Source organism: Desmospora profundinema (genome assembly GCF_031454155.1).
In the GTDB taxonomy this organism is placed as follows: domain Bacteria; phylum Bacillota; class Bacilli; order Thermoactinomycetales; family DSM-45169; genus Desmospora; species Desmospora profundinema.
Window position 1 is genome coordinate 721,793 of the sequence record NZ_JAVDQG010000001.1, and the last position, 23,738, is coordinate 745,530.

Consider the following 23,738-nt stretch of genomic DNA (forward strand, 5'->3'; position numbering starts at 1 on the left):
CCGGCTGAGGGTCCACCTTTATTGTATGCCACCTGCCGCGGCGACCCAACCCCATCGTTACAGAAGAAAAAAATATCAGTAGGCAGCCGCGCTTCCGTCTGTCCGAGGCTCCGTACCCGCTGCCAACACACCCGCTTCATTGCGGAGAATCATCTGTCCCCGGCCAAACAATCCGGCATCAGGGGCGACCCGAATATCGTGCCCCCTGTCCAGCAACCCCTGAACGATCCAGCCGGGGACTCCCTGCTCCACCTGAATGGTCTTTCCTTCGGTCCAACACCATCGCGGCGCATCCAGCGCGCTTTGCGGGTTGAGATGAAAATCGACCAGATTGGATACCACCTGCAAATGTCCTTGGGGTTGCATAAACCCGCCCATCACCCCAAAGGGGCCCACCGCTTCCCCGCCCCGAGTCAAAAATCCGGGAATGATGGTATGATAGGTTCGTTTACCCGGCTCCAGCACATTAACGTGATCAGGCTCTAAAGAGAAGGTATGACCCCGGTTTTGCAGAGCGATACCGGTGCCGGGTACGACGATGCCGGAGCCGAAGCCCATATAATTACTCTGGATAAAGGAAACCATGTTTCCCTCCCCATCTGCTGCGGCCAGATAGACCGTTCCGCCGACATCCGGTTTGACTCCCCGGTATTCCCGCGCTTCCTCTCCCAACCGATCGCGCTGCTTCAGGGCAAACGCGTCCGATAACAGCTCTTCAACGGTCCATTCCATCTTTCGGGGATCCGTAATCGTCTCCCGGCCGATGGCAAACGCCAACTTGATCGCTTCCATCTGCCGGTGGTAGGTGTCGATCCGCTCCCGCCCGGCGAACCCTTTCTCCTCCAATAACTGAAGGGCGAGCAGGGTTACCAAGCCCTGACCATTGGGCGGAATTTCCCATACCTCATGTCCCCGGTATGATACATGGATGGGATCCACCCACTCCGGACGGTAATCGGCAAGATCTTCTGCGCGCAACACCCCGCCTGTCGCCCGGGCATAGGTGTCGATTCGTTCAGCCAACTCTCCGCGATAAAACGACTCCGCCCCGGTTTCGGCGATCAGGCGCAGGGTACGCCCATGGCCGGGAGAACGCCACATCTCCCCCGCACGGGGGGCGCGCCCCTCCGGGGCGAACACCCGGAACCACTCCCGGTACCAGTCTCCCTCCCACCGTTGTTCCGCCGTCCGAACGGCACGGGACCAGAATGTCGCCAGAACCGGTGACAGCGGATATCCTTCCTCGGCATACCGGATCGCCGGCTCCAACACGGCTGTCAGGGGAAGCTTGCCCCAGCGTTCCACCAATGCCGCCCACGCGGCCGGAGCACCGGGTACCGTCACCGGCAGCCAACCATAGGCGGGCATCGTTTCCCGTCCCGCCTCCTTTAGCAAATCCGGCGTCAAAGCAGCGGGAGCGGGACCACTGGCGTTCAAGCCGTATAAGTTTCCCCCGGTCCATACCAAAGCGAAAGCATCTCCGCCGATGCCATTGGAAGTGGGTTCCAATACCGTCAGGGCTGCTGCCGTAGCCACCGCTGCATCGACGGCGTTTCCTCCCTTTCGCAACACTTCCAATCCCGCCTCCGCTGCCAGGGGTTGCGATGTGGCCACCACTCCGTTCTTCGCGTATACGGTCCTCCGTTGCGATGGATAGGGATAGTGCGTCTGGCTCCAATCCATGTCTCCCATCCTTTCTCCATACAGCTCCCGTTTTCATCTTATTGCAACGAGCCGGGAATGAAAAGTGGGAGCCGACACGGGGACTGTAAGGAACAGCTACGAGGGAAACGTGGACTCAGAAAAATCGCTCTGCCAAAATGGATGGGTCCTCCATAGCCAACTTCATGCCTTTCACACCCATGCAAAAGGCCTTCGGCGTCTGTCCGAGGCTTCTTTTGGATCGATAGGGGACGCGTTTCGTTTATTCAGCAAAGGAGTAGTGTCAGGCAAAAATAGATTCCGTCTATAGGAACAAGACAATGAAGCCGACTGAATCAGTCGGCTTCATTGTCTTGTTCCCTTTTTCGTCATTTCCATTCCGCCACCTGCCCCGCTTCCACCTTTACCGGTTTGGAAACGTGCGGCTTGTCTTGGGGGAAGCGGACTTGCCACCACCCAGGCACCAAATCCGTCTTCCCGAAGAAACCGTTTCCGTCGGTTACCACCTGGATGCGTTCCTTGCCTCTTTTCAGTTCCACCACGGCCCCGTCCAATGGAGTGCCGGAAGCATCCCGGACTCGTCCCATGAGATGGCCCCGCTGCGGTTGTTCTTTCCATGGTATGGCCGGCACGGCGGCCGCTTCGGCAAATACCGGAGGATGATGATCCGTCCCTTTCGTCAGCGCGCCCAGCAGGGCTTCCCGGGGTTCCCCGTCCATATTGGTGACGGCGTAACTGTACAGGCTCACCCCCGTAAGACGGTTTCCTGTATCAGACGGCGCTTGAGCCCGTGCAATTTGGGCCAGGCTGCCGTCGATGGAATTAAGGTAGAGGGCAGGACCCGCAGCGAGGTGTCGCTCATAGGGCCGGTCTTTTTGCCACGAAATCCACTGATCGTACCATCGGCGTTGATCGGGGACGTGTTCCCGGTCGTAGTTCATGGGAAGAGCCAGATCGATCGTTCCTTCCGCAAGCCAACCGTCCCAATCCTGCATCACTTGCTGCATGGGAGCCGATTGGCGATATTCTTCTTCATCGGCGGGTCCTGCCCCCCACGCAATCACTGCCGCCGACACTTTCACATCCGGACGGACGGCGATGGAGCGAAGGTAAACCTGGCGCATCAGGTGATCCACCTGTCGACGGCGCCACTCCTTCCACTCCTCATCTGTGGGGTCCGGCCGGTCGATCCGGCCGGTTTGGGATTGGAAGCGTTGCAGGCTGGTGGGGTTGTAGCCCCAGTCCGGACCCATGTAGCGGACTAAGTCCAAATGAATGCCATCCACCGGATACTGCCGCACCACGTTCACATATTGGTCAGCAGTATAATCAACCGCATCCGGGTGACCCGGATCCAATACAAAGTCGGCCCCGCTGCGGTTGGCTCCGTCCACCCGCTCCATCAACCAGTAATCTCTCTCCTGAGCGGACGGGCCGTGCCGGTTGAACACATGATACGGGGAGCGGGGCGGTGTCGCCGAATTCCAAATGGGCAGGGTGGCCAGCCAGGCATGCACCTCCATCCGGGGTTCAGCTCCATGGGCTTTGTCAATTAGGTCTTGTAACGCATCAAAACCGGGATCCAGGGCCGGGTCCTCCGTCCGCGGCTCCAGGGCGCGGCCAAAGTACGCATCCCCGCGGCGGCGCACCTGCACAATCACGGCATTGGCGTTGGCCCGGCGGACATCCTCCAACAACCGGTCCACTTGCTCTGGAGTTTTAAACCCGTCATGAAAGGCATCCACCCAAAACGCTCGAAACTCTTCCGGCCGGTCCCCACCGGACGCTTCCACCGGAATAAGTGAAGGATAAACCAAAGCCAGCGACAGCAGCAGAATGCTGCCTGTTCTCATGATTCATCCTCCCCCGGCTGCCTGCTGAAACCGGCCATTTGTGCCCCGATCCGATCCTGGAGAGCCCGTTCCGATTCCGGTGTATAGCCGTTCATCATGATCGCATAAACCAATCGTTCACCGTCCCGGGTTTCCACATAGCCGGACAAGGAGCTGACGTGTGTGAGGGAACCGGTTTTGCCGCGAAGATTTCCTTCGGCAGGGGTACCGCGCATCCGGGTACGGAGCGTGCCGTCCACCCCTGCCAGCGGTATGGATTCCACAAATGCCTCAAAATATGCCTCCTCTGCCTGTGCCTCCAACAAGGTAACCAGTTGTTCCGGGGTTAACAGATTGTAGCGGGTCAACCCGGATCCGTCCCGTAAACGAAACGGAGTCTGGATTCCCCATTCTTTCGCCCATTTCTCCACTTCCTCCACCCCGGCTGACGCCGATCCGTCCCCCCCGTTCTTCCGACCCAGGGTCTGCAGGATCATCTCCGCATAAAAGTTGTCGCTAACCTTGTTCAGATAAGTGACCACTTCCGCCAACACAGGGGAGTGATAGGTGAAATCAGGAACACCGGCAGGGGCCTGTCCTTTTTTTACCCCAGACCGGCGTTGGAACGAGATACCCTCCCGTTCCATCATCTCTTTTAACACCGTCCCGGTGTATAAGGACGGATCCTCCACCGGCACCCGGGTATAATCTCCGGTGAAATCCGCCGGCAGGCTACCACTCAACCGAATCCGGTTGGTGCCGCGCTCCCGCTCGATTCGCAAGGTGTTGGGGTAGCCCGCTTCCCCGGTAACCACCTCCGCCTCCACATCCACATACGCCGTGGCCGGTGTCATCTCCAGTCGGATGGGATCTCCTACCCGCTCCCCTGGCAGATAATCAAAGCGGACCGTCCCCCGATTGATGGCCAACGAAGCGATCTGGGATTGGTAGTAAGCACTCTCGTTATCCCAAGTCCAGCCGCTGCCGTATTCGGGTCCCGAGAAAAAGGAATCATCCACTCGGATGTCGCCGTCTACTCGTCGAATCCCCGCCCGCTTTAAGTCCGCCACCACCTCATCCAGCGTGGGGCCCTCCTGCACCTTCAAGTTCCCTTCCGTCGCCAGGGTGGGATCACCGCCGCCCCGCAGCACCAGATCCCCCTTCAGGACTCCCCTTCGCACCTTACCATCCAAGTACAGGTCGGTCCGGAAGCGGTAGTCCTCCCCCAGAGCGGCCAAAGCAGCTGCAGAAGTGAACAGCTTGGTATTGGACGCCGGAGTGAGCAAAGATTGGGCATTTCGCTGGTACATCACCTCGCCTCGATCCAGCGACCGAACCATCACACCATGGAGAATCCCGTCAAAGGACGCTTGCTCCAGCAATGGGTCCAACACGTCAGACAGCGGATACTCCTCTTCTTCCGTTTCCATGCTGCCGGAGCCGGGAGTTTCCGGATAGGAAGCCAGTGCGACTCCGAAAGCATCCTCCATCTCCGCTACCGCCGAACGGTTCAAGGCGCCGTTTACCATCACAGAGAAAGCGAGACGCTCCCCGGAAGCGGATGTCACCACCCCGGTCAGCCCCCCGATCTCTTTTTCTCCCACGGGATAGGCACGCAGGTTTCCGGCTGCAGGAGTTCCAGCCATCCGATCCTGGAGCAATCCGTCCTGCCCCGCCACCGGCAGGCGGGCGAAAAACCGTTCCCCCTCAGGATGTTGATCCATCGTTTTCAGGAGAGCGCTCATGTGTCTAGGTGCGACCACCCCCATACGGGAATTGCCCGAACCATCCCGGGGCTGCCAGGTTCCATCCACTCCCGCTTGTTCCCGAGCAAACGCTCTCACCACGTCCAACCCTCTGGCAGCACTGCCTTCTCCCCGCCGATCCGCACCCAGCTGTTTCAGGGTCATCTCCGCCACCCAGGGTGACTGTTCCGATAATAAGGAGGGCACCCAATCCCCCACCGGCGGTGACGAATGACTGACAATCCGGCGGGCTGTCTCCGGCTTTTCTCCCACACGAACCGACGATTGGCGATAAAGTCGTATCCCTTCGCGGGTAAGGGCTTCTTTCATCACCGCCCCGGCAAACCCCGCCGGGTCCCCCACAGCCCGCTTCACTTTCAGAGCCGGATGTGACCTTCCGATCGTTCCCGTCACGACGAAGGTATCCGTCGCCCTCCTTCTTTCCACTTGTATATCGGCGTCGTCTCCCGACACCACCTGCGCCCGGTTCACCACTTCGAAGGCTTTCCCAGCCGGCTCAATGATCACCTGAGGTGTGTTTCCTCTTCGCCTTTTTTCCGGCTTCACCGTCACTTCCACCGTGTTGTCATTGACGGAGAGCGCTCCGATCGGGGCATGGGACGGTTCCGACTCCCGGTCCCACATCCAGTTGGTTCCCAGCCGACGGTCATCGAAGCGGCTGTCATCCACCACGACATCCCCCTGGACACGGCGAATACCCTCCTTTTTCAATGCACGAGCGAACAGACGGAAATCGTTGGTTTCCAGTAAAGGATCTCCTCCGCCCTGAATCACCACGTCCCCCCGCAACACCCCACCGCGCACGGGTCCATCGATAAACACACCGGTGGCAAAGGTTTGATCCGGGGACCACGCCTCCAGAGCCGCGGCCGCCGTCCACAGTTGGAAGGCGCCATGGGGCATCAGCGTCACCGTCTCCCGAAATCCGGCCAGCTGACGGCCGTCATCCAGCGAGATCACGTGATATCCCACCACCGTCCCCGACGCGTTTGGCTCTTCAAGAAGCTTGTCCACCAACCGATTTAGGCTTTGCTGCAACAACCGGTCAGGATCTGCTTCCGCCGACCCCTTTGCCGGAACGGTGATCGAAGAGACCGCCAAGAGCAACAGACACAACCACGTGATCCAACGGAGTTTCCCCTGCTTCGGCATATCCATCTCTCCCTTCTTCCCTATCCTATCAACCTTTTTTTGCAAAAGGTGTCGGAACTCGTCAACAATGACGAAATATTAAAAATTCAACTTTGGCATGCGGGAGAAACAGGGGAGCAAATAACATTCGTTGGAACGCGGGACATATCGACATGGACCAATATCTGTGTTTCTACCATAAGATTTCCGGCGTATTCACTTTTTCCCGCAGGCTATTCAGAGAGGTTTGTCCAGGCACAAACCCTCGAAATGGACACGTACAAAAAAAATGAACGACCGCATAGAAAGGTACGGTTGATCATTTTTTTGGATTACCACCGATAGAAAACTCAGATAAAGCGATCCCTACCCGGATTCATGGTATTAGCTTCACTTTAACCACTCTCTTAACTCATCTGTCATTTGTTTGACTAACTCTGGTCTTCCATGAAACTGAGCCGGAGTATTCTGAAAAAGGTGGATACGCCAAACTCCTTCGATATTTACGACAACCAGAGTGTGATGTGTATTCGCTGCAGGATTGATATCCGATTGTCCACGAGGAACCATACCCGCAATAGCTCGTAAAATCGCTACCTCTGAGTCCAGAAAACGAACATCTTTAACTTTGTTTACAAATTTTGCAGTGGGATGATCTTCAAAAATAGGATGGAGGTGCGAGAAAATCTCTTCCCGCCCAATAGCTTGACTCCCATCAAAACCGATAAGCTCACCATCTTCTGTGAACAACTCTACCATTCCGCGAGCATTACAATCATCCCACGCATCTAACAGTTGTTGATAGAGTGCTTGAATTTCATTTTGTACAACCAAGATGATCCCTCCTTTTACTGGTACTCTCTCCATCGTAGCACACAGTTGTCTTGGCTATTAAATAATTGTGTTAAACTCATATGACCGGTCCAGTTGGATTTTTGGAAATAGTTAAAGGGAGATCGCTTACATTTACCGAAAAATAGATTCTAACTAAATGGAATCTACTTTTCCCCTGGTGACAACTTCGCTGGTATTACCCCTCTTAGCTAGTCAAACAGTTGTTTGAGACCAGGATATGGTCTGTTTCGGAGATAAAACCGATGACCCCAACCCTTAATACACTCACGTTTTAACATAAGTTCCGTTTCATGAAAGGCAAGCTGCAAAGATGTTTTCATATCGGATATATAGACCAACCCCGTTTTTTTAGGGTCTTCCGCTTACCAGTTGACGATCGGGAACAGATAGCTGGTAGGAGACTAACCGGTTGCCCTTTTCCCCTTATAAAAAGACCGTTCCGGGTATAAAGGACTACCTAGAACGATCTTTTTATCACTTAAAGTTGCCTTATTTCGGGGGTTTCATTAAATACCCAGCAATTCCGATAAAAACAAAACACAGGATTACACCTGTTAAACCCTGCTCCAAGAAAATCCCAAAGATCACCATAGACAAACCGGCTAACAAAAATGCAAGTTTAACTAACCATGTTCTTAGCTTCATCCAATCACCATATTTCCTTAAGTAGTTGTCACCTGCGCTTGCATTTCTGTTCCCAACAATTCATAAATGCAGTTGCTCCAATCATTCCAGCTGTATTTACGCAAGCATAACAAGCGGTTCCTGCTGTTGCTGGTACTCCAACTGTGCAAGAAGCACCACATAATACACCTAATAAAGTAATTGCCAACATCGTCATACCTTTACCTGCTAAACACTTTTGCATACAACTACTCCAAGATTTCTTGGACATTGCACTGAATTGAGGTGCTTTTTCGGCTTCTTCTGATGCAACATATTCACTGATATCAACATTTTGATTAATATGTTCCTTACCATCAACCCAATAATTTACGGATGCTTCATCCTCACTTAACTTTTTAATGTCAACTTCAAAAGTATTCAATAACTCTTCTTTATTATCAAATACAATATTCAATGCATTCAAACGAGTTTCTTCATCAGTGTAATTAAATGACACAGAATAGGTGATTGTTCCATCGTCATATTTAACACCTCTAACGGATGGATTTTTAAATACTAAATCATTTGAGCTCTTGTACTTAACTTTACCACTATTAATATGATCTTGGGCTTTGTTTAATAACCTTTGTTGAGTATCTTCATCCACTTCAATGATATTATCAAAAACATCATTACATATGGACTCTACTTTATCAAGGTTTTCATTCGAAGCTATGTTTAAGCTTTGTGCTGCCGAAATGTTTACTGTTGATGTAGTCACTAACACCAACATAGATAATAATGCAATAAAAAATTTCGTGAATGTTTTTTTCATGTTGATCTCTCCTTTTTTTAATTGCAAAAAGGATATTAACACAAGCAATTAAAAGATAGGTTATTTTCGACAAAACTTATCAAATTTCGACGTTTGGTGAGGTTGAGTATCAATCAGGGCGATCGGTATAATGTGTTTCTGTTGAATGTGTTGATTCGATCTAAGTGTGAGGAAAAGCTTTTGTATTATGTAATGATACTCGGTAAAGTGAACAAGCAATAAAAAAGTGCCACAACTTGTGGCACGGGAACCGAGTTCTAAGCGTTGGTATTTTTTATTTTTGAGATGGCAGATCCTCCAAAGGAACACCCCAATATTTTTCGTTGCCAGCAAACGAATCAGACAGCTTACTTGCACATTCCCCACTATTGAGGTCATCGATAAAGATGGCAACCAGGCTACGAATCCACATCATTTTTGAACCACTCTCCTTACTTATTCAGGTTAATCACCGAGCCCGGGTATTTTGTCATGTTATATTACATTCAATTGGATTCCCTTTGGCGGATAGGATTGTTATGTCATATATAATAACATCATAAGTGATATTTGTCTAATGTAACTGTTTGCTTGTTCACCAAACAGATGAACTTCCATTTTCTCCTGATCGGTATGACTGGACCGCACCCACCCGATCACCCCGTTTTGCATATATTATGATTTCTCTCGGCCAAAAAATAAGGCACACCTCTAAGCGATAAAAAAAGACCGTTCTCACAAGTCTTTTTATCGCTCTATGACCCCTTAGATTCGCTCTCAGGCGCTCCTAAAGGGATCAATAATCACTAGTCCCCGCCCCCCTAAGGTTGATAGCCGCACGGATGCTGAAACCTTCAGAGATGCATACCATCGGTCACGTGATTCCGCGTCCGTTGTACCCCTTTCGGGACCATAATTTCGCATAAAGCAACTCTTGGGTTCAGTTGTGCTACCCATTACAACACAAAGGCCGGGAAGGCGTGTGCCCTTCCCGGCCTTTGTGTATCGCTCCTTACCCATCGTTACCCCGTCCGTTCCACCTTCTCCTCCAATGACCACACTTCCTCGATCTCCTGGGCTACCTCCGTTGTTACCGGACCCATTCCCACAATGGACGCAGTTGGCATCAGAATCTGACGCCGATCCGCCCATACCTGGGGAGCGTAAAAGCTGTACCGCCGACCCGCCATCTCCTCGGCAAACACCAACCGTCCGGTGCGGGGCTTCAGCAGAGGCAGGCTCAGTCCCAAGGCATCGTGTCCCGCCCGGTTCATCACCAGATCCAGCTGGGAGAGAGCCGGCCCTTCCGTCCCCAACAGTTGTCCGATCTCCTCCGCCAAGGGAAGAACCGTCCGTTGCTGAAACAGATCCAGCACCTCCCGGCATGCTTCCCAGTTCTTTTCAGGGTCGGGTAGATAGGGCATGGCATGGGGCCAGTCAAACCGCTCTCCGACTTTTTTCCCGATCGCTTCAATGCTGGTCACACCCGTCAAATGCCCATGCCAGCGCTGTTCCACCAAGTGGCGTTCCCGCTCGGTCCAGGTCACCACCAGCACCTTCCCCCCATGGTCCACAGCCGCTTCCACCGCGGCCATTCCGACAGGATCCCTTTCATCGATGCCGTTTCCAAAAAAGAGAAGGATCGTTTCCCCTCTTTTCATCCGGGCCCGCTCCAGCATGACACCCGGCTCCTCCTGCCCCTTTTTCCCCATAAAAGTGGAATGGAACCCTTCCAGACTCCCGTACATCTCCAGCGTTCCATGCTCGGCCAACAATTGATAAAAACGGGGAAACTCTCCTTCCCCATGACCAAACACCAACCGTTTGCCGATCTGCTCGCCGTGCCGGCGGCGACAGTCCCGGATAAACGCCTCCCCCATCGCCTCCCAACGCCTCCATCGCGAAGGGTCCCCCGGTACTTTGGTGAAAATCCCCCGATAGCGCAGGTTGGTCCGTTCCATGATCCATCCCATCCCTTCATTTGTACTATAACAGGATTCCAATTTGATCTTTGTGTTATATAATAAACGCTTCCATGAATTCTGGCAAGGCTTTTTTAGCCCTTTTTTCAACATTCCGTACAGTTGACTGGAGCAAGTGGCTCCACTACACTGGTTTCATCGACGAAACGGGAGAGAAAACGGATGTTTTACTTCTGGATCGGCATCGCGGGAATGGTGGGAGCATTATTGCGGTATGGGATGAACCTCTTTGTTCAGGGGTGGGCAGGGGATTGGTTTCCGTGGGGGACACTGGCGGAAAACTGGCTGGGGTGCTTCGTACTGGGATGGTTCCAAGTCTGGGCTGGTGAGCGATTGGCCTTGTCTCCGCAATGGCGGACTGCTCTCGGAACAGGGTTGATCGGATCGTTCACCACTTTTTCCACTTTTAGTGTCGATACGATGGAACTGATGATGCAGGGAGCGATGGGGGCAGCCTTGCTCTATGTGCTGGCCAGCCTCTGGGGCGGAATCCTGCTGGCCTGGGCCGGCTGGCGATTGGGACACCGGAGCCTTCAACAGAAGGGGACAGGCATATGATAGGAACATGGGGACTGGTGGCGGCAGGTGGTTTTCTGGGAGCCGTTGCCCGCTATGCCGTCAGCCGTCGACTCAATTTCCGGGCTGGCTCTCCCTGGCCGTGGGGTACGTGGCTGGTCAACATCAGCGGATCGTTCATACTGGGCTGGATGGGTGGAACGGGATGGAGCGCACAGGCCCTTCTGTTTGCGGGAACGGGATTCCTCGGCTCCTTCACCACGTTTTCCACCCTTCATTGGGAAGGACAGCAGTATGCTGAGAAAAAGGATTGGTCCAGGATGATTCTCTATCTGGGTGCTACCTACACCTTGGGAATTGTGGGGGCGTTTGCAGGGTTTTGGATGGGAGCACTGACTCTGACTCGATAAGAAAATTAAAATAGAGCCTGGTTCTCCAGGCTCTTTATCGATTCATCATTATTTTTTCACTATTCATATGGAGAAAAAGGTAAACAACATCGCTTGGCCACTTTGTGAAAGCACTACTTCCTTACAACCCTGCGGATCATCGCTTGCACATCCTGGTACAAAAAGATCGGCCACACAAATACAAACCCGACCGCCAGCACCATGTAAACAAACCGTTCCCCATGGGTTTTGGCCAACATCCCCACTTGCTCCCGCAATTTTTCCACTTCGGGGTCGTCCTCTTCCTCCATAATGGTGAAGAGCATGGGTTCTCCCTGAATCTTCCAATAGACCACTCCAATAATGAGGTACAAGGCCAGTAGAATCCAAATCCCTTCCCCGTACATCCAGCCATCTCCTTCTCGCTCTATTGAACAGGCAATTCACGTTCTGCAAGAAGCTTATCGTATTTATTTTACACGATCCATGATTGTCTTGAAACCGTCGATTTGCCCGGGGTTTCCATCGATTAAAACGGTCCCGGGCATCAAAGCCGCCCGAGACCGTCTCGCCTGCTTACCCTTTTCCATGCTTTTGTTTCCACTCATCCAAGGTAAGACGCGGCATGGAGAAGGTCTCCCCCACCTTGCCGTAAACCGTGCCGGCGAGCCTGCCCACAGGGTCCAGCTTGCCGGTATCGATCCGTCCTTCATGGTAAAGATCATCCCGGACATGAAAGCAGACGACCTCTCCAATGATGACGTCGGCGTTGGGTGCCGTTTCCGTCCCGCCCATGGGCAGAATCTCGTGAAGACGACACTCCAGATGCACCTTGCACTGGGCAATCCGGGGCGGTTTCACCCGTGCGCTTTCCAGCAACTGAAACCCGACCGCTTTCGCTTCCCCGATCTCCGGCGGAAAATCGGTGGCGGTCTGGTTGATGCGTTCCACGTTGTCCCCGTCCACCACCTGTACGACGAACTCCCCGGTTTGGGCGATGTTGCGGGCGGTATCTTTCTGCACCCCACCGGGTTTCCGGCTGCAGGTGATGCTGACCATCGGCGGATCGGTGCTGACGACTGTGTAAAAGCTGAACGGGGCGGCGTTGACCGCTCCTTCGGGACCCAGCGTCGTTACGAAGGCGATGGGGCGCGGCAGCACACTTCCGATCAGCAGTTTGTAATTATCCGTTTTACTCTGTTGTGAGGGATCGATCTGCATGGTTTCCTCCCATTGTCTATCCTTAATGATCAGGCAGCCAACTGGTGATATACCCCGGGTCCTCCACCTCCAAAGCCGCTTTTGTCACGCGGAGGGGACGAAACGTATCTATCATCACCGCCAGTTCTTCCGTCCCCTTTTTCCCAATGCTGGCTTCCACCTTGCCCGGATGGGGTCCGTGAGGCAATCCGCTCGGATGGAGCGTGATCGACCCTTCCCGCACCCCTTTCCGGCTCATAAAGTGGCCGTCTACATAATAGAGCACTTCGTCGCTGTTGACATTGCTGTGGTAATAAGGAGCGGGAATCGCTTCCGGATGATAGTCATACAGGCGGGGCACAAACGAGCAGACGACAAAATTGGGGCCGGCGAACGTCTGGTGGACCGGCGGCGGCTGATGGATTCGACCGGTGATCGGCTCAAAGTCGTCCACATTAAAGATATAGGGATAAAGATAGCCGTCCCACCCCACAACATCCAGCGGATGGAAATTGTAGAAATAGGCGTTCAGCTGACCGTGGGCTTTCACCCGTACTTCAAACTCCCCTTTTTCCAAATAGGTGTCCAACCTCTCGGGCAAGCGGATGTCCCGCTCACAAAAAGGGCTGTGTTCCATCAGCTGACCGTGTTCATTGCGATATCGTTTGGGCGTGGTGATCTCACCGCTCGATTCGATCACCAGAAAGCGGGTGTCGCTTTTTCTCTCAATGCGGTAGGTAGTGCCCACAGGAATCACGATGTAATCCCCCGGCCGATAGGTGAGGGTACCAAAGACCGATTGCAGTTCCCCTTCCCCTTCGTGGACAAATAAAACCTCATCCCCATCGCTGTTGCGGAAAAAATAATCCATCTCTTCCGTCGGACGCGATACTCCGATGGCCACATCCTCATTGACCAACAAGTAGACCCGTCCTTCGATGGGGTCCCCTCCGGCGGGAAGGTCAAAGGTTGTTAAGTGACGATGGCGATTGGCTCCCCGCTCTTCCCATTCAGGGGCCCATTCCCGCAGGCTCTCCACCCGGCTTACCTGTGTTGGCGGGTGGTGGTGATACAGAATGGATTGAATTCCAGAGAATCCTTTTGTCCCCATCACTTCCTCCCGGTACAGGGATCCGTCTTCTTTTTTAAACTGGACATGCCGCTTGCGGGGGATCTCCCCCATGCGGTGATAAAAAGGCATGCCATCCCCTCCCCCATCCATGATGATGGTATTGAAAACGCTTCTATCCATTATTTTAACAAATATTACACTCTTCCTTCATCTGTGACTTGCTCCACACGGCTAAAGCCGTGGGCTTCTCGGATCATGGGGTGCGACAACCCGCTACCCTTCCCGAAGGCTCCGCCCGAGCCTAAAAACACGTTCGATTTCAAGCTAGTGCCCCTTCAGGTAACTTCGATCTGTTTTTCTTGGCCTTTACGCGGACAAGTCGGTCGGCTTGGTTTTCCGTCTTCGCTCCATGCGTGGCAGAGTCGACTCCGCCGGAAAATCAAGCCTCCCTCCACGTAAACACGATCGATATTGGTAGAAGGGGCACTAGTTAACCTTATTTTCCGGTACGAAGCCGATGGCTCGATGAAGAATGTTTCGCGCCGCGTTGAGATCCCGATCCTCTCGGTAGCCACAGCGACAAGAGTGAACGCGGTCACATAGGTCTTTCTTCACGATCCGACCACATTGCGAACAATCCTGGGACGTGTTGTGAGGATCAACCAACTTCACTTCCTTACCGGCCCATTCTGCCTTGTAAGTGGTGAAGTCGATCAACTGTCGCCAAGCGGCATCCGCAATCTTTTTGACCAGGGGACGGTTTTTCACCATCCCTTTGATGTTAAGTTTCTCAAACGCGATGAGGTCATAGCGATCCACGAGGGATCGGCTGATTTTGTGGGCCAGATCCTTTCGCCGGTTGGCCACTCGCTCATGCGCTCGCGCTAACCACTCGACCGCCTTCCTTCGTCGATGGGATCCTTCCTTTCGACGGGAAACCATCCGTTGCCAGCGCTTGATATCCCGCAGTCCCTTTTCCAAAAAGCGCATCGCCGGGAAGAACTCGTTGTCTGAAGTGACCGCAAAGTGTTTCACTCCAAGGTCCACCCCTACCTGTTTGCCACTGGGTTTCTTGGGGGGAGGCTCGATTTTACAGGCCACCATGGCATAGTAACGACCATTCTTTCGTTTTATAGTAACAGTCTTCGGGATCCCTTCCATTTGGCGATGTATCTTGATACGGATATCGCCAATCTTAGGGACACGGAGGAATTTTCCTTGGAACATAGACGGCTTTGCTTGCGGGTAAATCAAGGAATCAAACCGGTTTTTTCCCTGAAAACGAGGAAACCCCGGCTTTTCTCCCCGTTTGACGCGACGGAAAAAATGTTGAAAAGCCCAGTCGAGGCGCTTCACCACTTGCTGCAGGACCTGGGAGTAAATCTGTTTAAATGCGGGAAGTTCCTTTTTCAATGAAGGAAGTTCCGTCGCTTGCTGATGATAGCTCAAGGAAAAACCTCGTCTCTTGTAGGCAAAACGACGTTGTTCCAGCATGCTGTTGTACAGCCATCCGCACATGTTTAGGCTCCACTCGATCGTTTGTATGTGATCGATGGTCGGGACTAACTTGAATTTGTAAGTTCGGATCACTGGATCACCTCCTCTCATGAATATTTTACCCCAGAAAAGGGATCGTGTGTTCGTGTTCAGGACAAAACGGTCGGACTTAGCATATGGGGGAAACCCTCCCTCGTCCGACGACCGAAGGAAGTGCCCGTGGTGCGCTCGCTTTCATCCCAACCCTAAAGGGCTGGGTTTTCTCGCTCGCTATCTATAAAAAAGTGAAGTCCTCCTGTTCCGGCATGAAAGGATGAGCTTCCCCTTATCCTGAGTGTGCTGCCGTTCTTCTCGCGGTAGCTGTACGACACGAGCGTCGGGAGTGGCACCTCCCGGCGCGTCCATTATACCCGATTCCATCATACTGCTAACAAAGAAGCCGTCTTTTCAGACGACTGGTCCTCTTATTTAGAGTCCAAACCCGCCTCTTGCACGATCATCGCCGCTACTTTCTCCACATCGTCCCAATGCAGACAGGGACCTCGCTTTTTCCACTGCTCCGGCTGAGAAGAGACAAGTGTGATGATAGAGGAAAGATCCAACAGTTCGCGGTCTTCTTCCCGGTGAACCATCACCAGCTTGGGATGGGAGGCTTGTTTAAACCCTTCCACCAGCACCAGGTCCATCCCGCGATAAAAGGGTAAGAGCGCTACCGGCTCCTGTACCTTGTGCCAATCGATGACGGTACGGTCACCGGTGACCAGAGCGACTGGTCCCGCACCGGCTTGCCGGTGCCGCCAGGTATCTTTTCCCGGTTCGTCCCACTCCCAGGATTTCGGGTGGTGCTTGATCGTTCCTACGTTCCACCCCTGATTGGTCAGCATCTGTACCACTCGGGTAAGCAGAGTGGTTTTCCCGGATCCAGCGTATCCCACCACCTGGATCAACGGAGGCAACGAATGAGGTTGGTTCATCGACGGCCCACTCCTTTTTCCCCAGCATACCACAGACTTCATTTCTCCCTTTTCAAATATCCACAATCGCGGCGTTTCATCCATAAAAAAACACCCTATGGAGTTAAGGGGGTTGGTGAGTGGTAACCGTTACGTTCTGTTTCGCTTTGATGGACGACTGGGATCACGAGGTAGTAAAGATCACCAAGCCGATCCATATGAAAAGCCCAGATGCAAAAAAACCGGGTACCAAGGAAGTACTCGGGTTCAATAATCCACCCTCACTCCTATGGTACCCGGACCAAGCCCAGCTTCACATAAAACCGGATCTTCCTTCCCTCAGATTCCGCCCATATCTCTCCGCCGTGTTTTTCCACAATATTTTTGGCGATAGACAGCCCCAATCCGGAGCCACCCGTTTCCGGGGAGCGGGATCGATCGATCCGGTAAAATCGGTTAAACAACTGTTCCAAGTCTTTCTCCTTCAAAGGATCTCCAAAGTTTTGGACACAGATGACCGCTTGGTCCTCTTCCCTATATAGTCGAACGGTGATGTCTCTTTTTTTATCGCCATACTTGACTGCATTCATCAGTAGATTCTCAAATACCCGGACCATCTTTTCCGGGTCTACTTCCACCCTGATTCCTTCCTCAGGGATCTCTTTCTTGAATGTGGTTTGATTCATATCGGCGATCAGGGTCATTTCCTCTACCAGTTGTTCCAGAAATTCATTGATGCAAACCGTTTCTCGACGAATCGTCAAGTCAGGATTGGTTAATTTGGTATATTCAAGCATATGATCCAGGAGCCCTTCCAGCTTTTCCGATTTGTCAAAAGCCACCCGGACATATTGCTCATGTTGTTCTGCACTCGTGTATTTCTTGTCCTTCACCAATCGGAGATATCCGATGATAGAAGTAAGAGGGGTCTTCAAGTCGTGAGAAAGGCTGGTGATCCATTCATACTTGGCGTTCTCCGCTTTTTTCTCCGCTTCAATCTTCCGTTGGAGTTCTTCAGCCATATAATTGATATTGGCGGCAAGAGACCCCAGTTCGTCCCGGCTTTTCTCCGGCACACGAAAACCCAGTTTTCCTTTTGAAATTTCCAATAGACCGCCTGCCAGTTGTTCAAAATAACGCATTTTGCCATTGGTTAATAGGAAAAACAATCCGATGAAGGTACCGAGGCTCAGTGCCAATTGAAGCAACATCTGTTGGAAATCTCTCATCGGAGGGGGCGTACCCACGGTCGTTCCCTTGACGACTACGTATCCCTGTTCCGTTTTGGAGTAAAACGGATAGGCGACATGATAATAAGCTTCTTTTGCGTTCAACCAGTCGAGATGCCACCGGGTGGTCAGTTGATCGGATAGGATTCGGCTAATGTCCAAGAATGAATCGGATGCGCCCGTCGTCCGATACAGCACCTCTCCCGTCATGCTGACGAGGAGAATGTCCCGCTGTTCATTTGAATTTGCTTCCATCAGCTTTTTCACCGCAGCCTGATCCTTCCACAAATCATAATCCTCCAATTCGTGGGCAAGATCTTCGGCCATCGCTTCCATGTAAAACACATGATCGGGCTCCCCCCATATCCAATCCGAGAAGGAATATGAGACGGCGAACACCAAAAAGGCCGCTATAAAACAGATTGCAATGGCAAAAATGAGCTGCGCCCGGATGCTCTGATTGAGATTCCACTGTTTCATCGTTTGCAAAAAAGCCTCTCTATTTTTCAATTTTATAACCGACCCCCCAGACGGTCTTGATAAACGTCGGCTTGCGGGGGTTATGTTCAATTTTTTCGCGAATCTTGCGAATGTGCACCATCACGGTGTTTTCCGTGGGAACAAACCGCTCTTTCCATACCCGTTCGTATATTTTTTGCCTGCTGAACACGATCCCCCTGTTCCGCGCAAGCAGCTCCAAGATGGCGAACTCTTTGGGTGTGAGATTGACCTGCTTCTCTTCAACCCATACCTCATGGGAATCTACGTTGAGGCGGAGACCCTCGATTTCAATCACGGACTCTTCCTTTGGAACGGGGGTATTCAGCTTCGTATATCTTCGCAGCAGGGACTTGACCCGAGCCATCAACTCCAACGGATTAAAGGGTTTCGTCACATAATCGTCCGCTCCCACACCCAAACCGACGATTTTGTCGACGTCCTGACTCTTGGCCGACAGCATCAGGATCGGGATATTGTCGGTCTCCCGAATTTTCATACACGCCTGGATCCCGTCCATATGAGGCATCATCACATCCAAAATAAGCAAATCGACGGAATGATGTTCCAATAGGTGAAGTCCCTCCAGGCCGTCCGCCGCTTTTAAAACGCGATAACCGTCGTTAACCAGGTAAATCTCGATCAGATCCCGAATCTCCTTCTCATCGTCGATCAGCAATATGGTCGTTGCTTTCATCTGCGCTCACCCTGTCGAAAGTGATCCTGAATCATCCCGCATCATATCGCTCTTTTTGCCGGTTGTCCATAGACACCACAGGCAGAACCATTATCAAGAAACAGGAGGAGGGATACCCCTCCTCCATTTCAGTTTCCGGTGGTGGTTTTCGGTTGCGATCGGGCAGTCAGCGGCAAAGCGGCCAAACGCCTCCAGATGATCTCAAAGGGACCCGTGGGAAAGCGTTTCAGCCAGAAGTGGGCAAACACTATCAACAGGAGAGAGATTCCAAACCAGGCAGCGATGGTGGAGAGGGCACCTCCAACCTTCGCGCTCAGACCCAGTCCCCATTCGTAAAAGAGAATGGACGCCACGATATTTTGTAGCATATAGCAGCTTAAAGCCGTCCTCCCCACTTCTTGCAACCGGGCAGCCAGTCCGAACAGCCACCCCTTTTCCCATATCCAGGCGATCAGTCCTATGTATCCGAAAGAAAGAACCGGAGCGAACACATAACGAGATAACAGATCCGACCCGATTACCATGTCCGGCGGAAGAAGCGTGACCAGATTCAGCGGCAATCCCACCCCGATACCCCAAACCATCAGTTTCCGGCGAAGGCGCCGACCGTTTTCGTCTGAGGCGAAAGCGCCGGACCGCATGAGGAGGACTCCGCACAAAAACAGAAACACCCCCATGGGAATAATTCCGAAAGCTTCAGACCGCAGCGACCAAAAGTGTTCATACCGAGACAGGACATCCCCCCACCAAGAGGCCTCTACATTCCATTCCGCGGGTGCCCATTCTTTTTTGATTGGAGCCGAATCGATCCCCCGGTCCGGACCCATCATGGAAAAAGCCGTAACCGCGATCAAGTGGATCGACCCGGAGATCCATAAGGATATTCGGATGACCCGGTCACTGCGATTCACCAAAAAAGCGACGATCATGGCGGTCAAGGCGTAACCCATCAAGATGTCGAACTCGAAGACAAAAAAATAATGAAGCAGTCCATCGAGGAAGAGAAGGAACGCGGACCAAAGATACAGCCACGGCCATGGATAACCGCGACGCTGGGCTTGACGGTATTTGATTTCCAATCCGACCCCGAACAGGATGGTCAACATCCCCAAAAACTTTCCGTCTACCCATACCAACGTAAACGATTCCAGCCATTCACCCGATGACGTCATTCCGGAACCAGTAAAAATCCCAATATTGGATGCCAAAGTTCCGAGAATGGCAACTCCACGCAAGATGTCCAGCAACGAAATTCGCTTCACCGAATCGATCCTTTCCGCTTCAGATGATTTCAATGTAGCGGGACATTCTAAATAAAAATGAAATCCGACCCTAAACAATCTCTAATCATTCCTAAACAATTTCTAAACTTGAAAGAGGCAGACGAACACAAAAAAGACCCGCCTCGCGGATCTTCACAACAGGTTCATTATTTTTCATACTGGACGCACAACGGGAACTTGATGCCGCTTACCCCGCTTTTGAAACGGCCTCGCACCCTGCCTGATCCAGCAACAGCATCGCCATCGCTACGGCCCAGGCAAGCGGAGTGTTGCCGTTGGGTTGATCAGTTCCCCCGATGTACAACTCAGGAAGGCGGCCATCCGGCGGTAAAATCGATCGTGTCTTCTCACTGTACTCCCGCACCTTGGCCTGCTCTCCCAACCAGCTCCAGCACAGACCCATCCATGGAAAGCCAAAGCACCACTGTGCTTCCGTACCGGCATGATAATAACGGTCACCCTCATAGCGGATGATCCCTCGGTCCCGCTCCAGACGCCGGGACACCCGTTCCAGGATCTGACGCGCCATGCCGCGGCTGACCACTTGATGGGGATAGACTAAAGAGAGCAACGCCAAATCCACTTCTTTGGTGGCGCTTTCAAACGGTAACAACCGCTGAAGAGTCCGTTCCCCTTGATGGATCCATTCCTCTGGAACATCAGCCAGCAGGCGGACTGCCTTCAGCCCTGACACACAGGCTCCCACACTGGAAGCATGGATTTCCATATTCTCTTCCCACATGCCGTTGTCCGCATGGTCCCAATACCGGACACAACCCAGATATCGAACCAGCTTTTCTATGATTTCTCGGTCTTTTTTGTCCCGCAACACCGGTTTGCCGTGATACACCCCTTGGGCCACTCCCCACAAAAACAGGCCGATGGCATCGTTTTGAGCATGGCCCCAAGGCTGGTCGATTTCCACCAGATCCGGGGTATAACGGGCATGGATATACTCGTAAAGGTATTCCGGCTTCTGCCGGGTATGGATATCGATCTTCCATTCATAGCGACGAAGCAGGTCCAACAAGGCATGGTACGCCCGTTCATATCGGTCGCATGGCCGGGGCAGGTAGGGCAGGACCGTGTAACAGACATCCCGGATCCAGACGTAGGAGTAATCCTTGGAAGGGCTTGCCACATAAGCGCCGTTTGACAGGCGCATCGTGTCCAACACTTCGTGTAAGAGTTTCATGCATTCCCACTCCTCTCCCCTCCAGTTTGGACCCCGGCGGGGTGGACCAAACCCTTACTCTTTATATACGTACCTGCCACCGTGCCTGTCACAACCGGAAAAGCCCAAGCTCTCATCCATCCGTTAGATGGTAGCTCGGGTCTATGTAGTCGTTTTGTTTCGTGTATATTCCCTAGCAACCCCTTATCAATCATCTTCTTTAGTGTTAATTTTCCTATTTGTATATATATTTACTTTATTTTTCAAATAATCGGCAACTTCCGCCGCTTTTTGTGGTGTTTCAGCACTCACTACTAAGCAACCCGGTCGAGAAAAACTGTCTTTCGCTTCAGCAACTTGTTCCCCTGCTTTCCGTTCAAAATCCACTATTAGAACATGAGGATCATCTTTTACTTTTTCGATTCCCTGTATAGATTGAATTACCCCTGGCTCTGCTTCAAAATACCGAACAGCCGCTCCTTTATCTTGCATTATGCTCATTTGTTTTTTCATCCCAAGCAAATGATTTATGGTCAAAACAAATACATCCACGCCAAACACTTTGTCCAACATATAAGGAATAAAGTCGCCACCTGGTCTGGTATGTGTTTCAATAATCTTTATACCCTTGTTGGTAATTTTGACTTCGGTGTGAGTAGGTCCAATCCAATGTCCGATTAATGTCAACATTTTTTTTACAAGTTCAATAATACTGTTCCATGTCTGTTTATCTAGTTGTGCGGGCATTGTATGTCCCATTTCAACATAAGTGGTATCAGAGACGATTTTATCGGTTATTTGCAAAGGGTAATGGATGCCATCAAATGTAATAAATTCAACACTTACTTCCGTTCCTTCCAAGTATTCTTCAATCAGTACCCTATGATCAGTATCGCGAACCGATTGAAATGAACAGCGAAGCTGATCCTCATTCATTGCTTTATAAATTTGACGGCTACCGGAACTGTCCACCGGCTTTAACATAACGGGAAAACCGACTCTATTACTGAAACCGAGAGCTTGTTCCACTTGATCTGTTACAAGAAACTCAACCCTGGATACATTGTTTTTGTTTAGCCGTTCCCTTAAACGGCTTTTTTCCCGAGCAATTCTCTCCGCTTCGGATGAATTGCAAGGTAGCATTAATGCTTCTCCAATCAAAGAAGCCAACTCTCCTCCAACTTCAGAGAAGGTCCAAACAGCATCAAACTCCTCCTTTTGATGTAGCTCCTTGGCCAATAAGATGCCTTTATCATGATCGTCGAAAGGAAAATAGTATACCGCTTCACACAACTCTTCTTTCACGCACGACTTACGCTCTGGAGTTTGAAAGAGAGTAACCCTTAAATCAAGCTTCTCCACCATATAATATCGAATATATTCCCAGTTATCCCCAACCATTAAAATTCGCTTCCTTTTCATTTGTCACCTCTCCTTTTATTAGAGCCAAAAATAACAGAATAATTGTAGAGGGATAGGAGCAGGACGGAACTTGAGCAGATTTGGCACGAGGATTGAGACAGCTCGATTGCGGGATTGGATTAAAGCCTTCCTAGATGGAGGTCCTTCGTGCCCTGCAAAAAAGGAGAGACAGGAAAAAGCAAGGTGTTTGATTGAAACGGACTTTCCATCGGGTTCTATGTAACCAGTGCGCAGGTATCAAGCGATCACAGCAAAGCTACCCCGCAAAATCGGGCCGACCGCGAAATCAACCACAGGAGCTGGTGGCAGATAAAACATATGATTAGCTACGGTTGGCACCATAATTTTTACGAAAACGAGGAATCAACCATTTCGCAGAGAAAAACAAGCACAAACGAGGACGGCCCATTCAAGTGAAATCTACTTATCGATCATGCTTGCTTTAATAAGTAATTGAGCTTTTGCTGAGATGATTACTCTGACACATGTAACGAATCACTAACATTTGTTTCGGTAAATGAGGGTCTGCCTCGGTATCTACCACTCTCACTTCAGAAATGGAAGCATGAGGATAAGCAATAACAAAAGGAAGTTCGCTCTCCTCTGTCATCCCCATCATAATAGAAAACAGCATACGGATCACAGCATTGTGAGTAACAATAAGTATATTTCTAGAAGGTTGAGCTAAAACCTTTTCCCACGCTTTTTTTACTCTTTGATGGAAACTTCGTAGATCTTCACCTAAGCTTTTCTGATCCGGTTTATAAATTCTTTCTTGTATTAGCCGAATGGTTTCTTTATCACTCCATTCCCTCCATTGATTGGCAGCGTGATATTCGTTTAGTTCAGGAAGTATTTTCGTTGCAATATGATCCTGAGAACCTCTCACAATTTCACCCGTTTTTTTCGCTCGAATTAATTCAGATGTGAAAATAAGATCGATGTCTCGGGTAGCAAAATATTTTTTCAACTCTTCCGCTTGACGAATTCCTACGGCCGTCAATTCTGGATCCATCGAGATTTTTTGACCAAGCAGATATGACTGTGCATGACGAACCAGATAAATCCGTTTCGTATTTAAAGGCAACACATCGTCCTCGGTAATCAAAGTAGCTCTGTTTGAATGATTTTGATTTGACAATTTCTCTTATCCTTTCTCT

General features: G+C 51.4%; 20 protein-coding genes. 2 read left to right on the forward strand and 18 right to left on the reverse strand.

The window, feature by feature from the left end; translation table 11 throughout:
• Nucleotides 1–75 precede the first annotated feature (75 nt).
• From JOE21_RS03465 to JOE21_RS03495, 7 genes are all read right to left on the reverse strand, one after another.
• Nucleotides 76–1,683 carry a gamma-glutamyltransferase family protein gene (locus JOE21_RS03465; protein ID WP_309862287.1) on the reverse strand — a complete coding sequence of 536 codons (1,608 nt, stop codon included), beginning with the start codon at nt 1,681–1,683 and terminating at the stop codon, nt 76–78.
• Between the two features lie 347 nt (nt 1,684–2,030).
• Nucleotides 2,031–3,515: a family 10 glycosylhydrolase gene (locus tag JOE21_RS03470; RefSeq protein WP_309862289.1), complete on the reverse strand. Its 1,485-nt coding sequence runs from the start codon at nt 3,513–3,515 to the stop codon at nt 2,031–2,033.
• Nucleotides 3,512–6,412 carry a D-alanyl-D-alanine carboxypeptidase/D-alanyl-D-alanine endopeptidase gene (gene dacB, locus JOE21_RS03475; RefSeq protein WP_309862293.1) on the reverse strand — a complete coding sequence of 967 codons (2,901 nt, stop codon included), beginning with the start codon at nt 6,410–6,412 and terminating at the stop codon, nt 3,512–3,514. The genes JOE21_RS03470 and dacB overlap by 4 nt, the downstream gene beginning before the upstream one ends.
• A gap of 369 nt (nt 6,413–6,781) precedes the next feature.
• A complete protein-coding gene (locus tag JOE21_RS03480) occupies nt 6,782–7,225 on the reverse strand; it encodes an SgcJ/EcaC family oxidoreductase (RefSeq protein WP_374709302.1) in 444 nt (147 codons plus the stop codon).
• Between the two features lie 694 nt (nt 7,226–7,919).
• The gene (locus JOE21_RS03485; RefSeq protein ID WP_309862299.1) at nt 7,920–8,687 is read right to left on the reverse strand and encodes a hypothetical protein; all 768 of its coding nucleotides are present in this window, start codon (nt 8,685–8,687) and stop codon (nt 7,920–7,922) included.
• A gap of 274 nt (nt 8,688–8,961) precedes the next feature.
• Nucleotides 8,962–9,102 (reverse strand): hypothetical protein, encoded by a 141-nt coding sequence (locus tag JOE21_RS03490; RefSeq protein WP_309862301.1) that lies wholly within the window; start codon nt 9,100–9,102, stop codon nt 8,962–8,964.
• 586 nt (nt 9,103–9,688) lie between these two features.
• Nucleotides 9,689–10,627 carry a hypothetical protein gene (locus JOE21_RS03495; RefSeq protein WP_309862302.1) on the reverse strand — a complete coding sequence of 313 codons (939 nt, stop codon included), beginning with the start codon at nt 10,625–10,627 and terminating at the stop codon, nt 9,689–9,691.
• 183 nt (nt 10,628–10,810) lie between these two features.
• Here JOE21_RS03495 and crcB point away from each other — a divergent pair, with 183 nt between their 5' ends.
• Together crcB and JOE21_RS03505 are read left to right on the forward strand one after the other, a co-directional pair.
• The gene (gene crcB, locus JOE21_RS03500) at nt 10,811–11,206 is read left to right on the forward strand and encodes a fluoride efflux transporter CrcB (protein WP_309862306.1); all 396 of its coding nucleotides are present in this window, start codon (nt 10,811–10,813) and stop codon (nt 11,204–11,206) included.
• Entirely contained in the window at nt 11,203–11,574 is a 372-nt protein-coding gene (locus JOE21_RS03505; protein WP_309862308.1) for a fluoride efflux transporter FluC, read from the forward strand. Before crcB ends, JOE21_RS03505 begins: the two co-directional genes overlap by 4 nt.
• A gap of 113 nt (nt 11,575–11,687) precedes the next feature.
• Here the strand turns inward: JOE21_RS03505 and JOE21_RS03510 are convergent, their stop codons facing one another.
• The 11 genes from JOE21_RS03510 to JOE21_RS03560 form a co-directional block, all read right to left on the reverse strand.
• Nucleotides 11,688–11,960, reverse strand: a complete 273-nt coding sequence (locus JOE21_RS03510; protein ID WP_309862310.1) for a hypothetical protein — start codon at nt 11,958–11,960, stop codon at nt 11,688–11,690.
• Between the two features lie 169 nt (nt 11,961–12,129).
• Complete coding sequence (locus JOE21_RS03515; RefSeq protein WP_309862312.1) at nt 12,130–12,774, reverse strand: flavin reductase family protein; 645 nt, start codon at nt 12,772–12,774, stop codon at nt 12,130–12,132.
• Nucleotides 12,775–12,796: 22 nt separating this feature from the next.
• On the reverse strand, nt 12,797–13,954 hold the full coding sequence (locus JOE21_RS03520; RefSeq protein ID WP_309862316.1) for a homogentisate 1,2-dioxygenase: 1,158 nt from the start codon (nt 13,952–13,954) through the stop codon (nt 12,797–12,799).
• A 357-nt stretch (nt 13,955–14,311) separates the two neighbouring features.
• Complete coding sequence (locus JOE21_RS03525) at nt 14,312–15,415, reverse strand: RNA-guided endonuclease InsQ/TnpB family protein (RefSeq protein ID WP_309862318.1); 1,104 nt, start codon at nt 15,413–15,415, stop codon at nt 14,312–14,314.
• Between the two features lie 371 nt (nt 15,416–15,786).
• Nucleotides 15,787–16,296 carry a molybdopterin-guanine dinucleotide biosynthesis protein B gene (gene mobB, locus JOE21_RS03530; protein WP_309862321.1) on the reverse strand — a complete coding sequence of 170 codons (510 nt, stop codon included), beginning with the start codon at nt 16,294–16,296 and terminating at the stop codon, nt 15,787–15,789.
• Between the two features lie 266 nt (nt 16,297–16,562).
• A complete protein-coding gene (locus JOE21_RS03535; protein ID WP_309862324.1) occupies nt 16,563–18,014 on the reverse strand; it encodes a sensor histidine kinase in 1,452 nt (483 codons plus the stop codon).
• A complete protein-coding gene (locus JOE21_RS03540) occupies nt 18,004–18,699 on the reverse strand; it encodes a response regulator transcription factor (RefSeq protein ID WP_309862326.1) in 696 nt (231 codons plus the stop codon). Before JOE21_RS03540 ends, JOE21_RS03535 begins: the two co-directional genes overlap by 11 nt.
• A gap of 128 nt (nt 18,700–18,827) precedes the next feature.
• Complete coding sequence (locus JOE21_RS03545) at nt 18,828–19,961, reverse strand: DUF418 domain-containing protein (RefSeq protein WP_309862330.1); 1,134 nt, start codon at nt 19,959–19,961, stop codon at nt 18,828–18,830.
• A 208-nt stretch (nt 19,962–20,169) separates the two neighbouring features.
• Nucleotides 20,170–21,177 (reverse strand): glycoside hydrolase family 15 protein, encoded by a 1,008-nt coding sequence (locus JOE21_RS03550; protein WP_309862333.1) that lies wholly within the window; start codon nt 21,175–21,177, stop codon nt 20,170–20,172.
• A 186-nt stretch (nt 21,178–21,363) separates the two neighbouring features.
• A complete protein-coding gene (locus tag JOE21_RS03555; protein WP_309862335.1) occupies nt 21,364–22,578 on the reverse strand; it encodes an ATP-grasp domain-containing protein in 1,215 nt (404 codons plus the stop codon).
• Between the two features lie 442 nt (nt 22,579–23,020).
• The gene (locus JOE21_RS03560; protein WP_309862339.1) at nt 23,021–23,719 is read right to left on the reverse strand and encodes a histidine phosphatase family protein; all 699 of its coding nucleotides are present in this window, start codon (nt 23,717–23,719) and stop codon (nt 23,021–23,023) included.
• Nucleotides 23,720–23,738 lie beyond the last annotated feature (19 nt).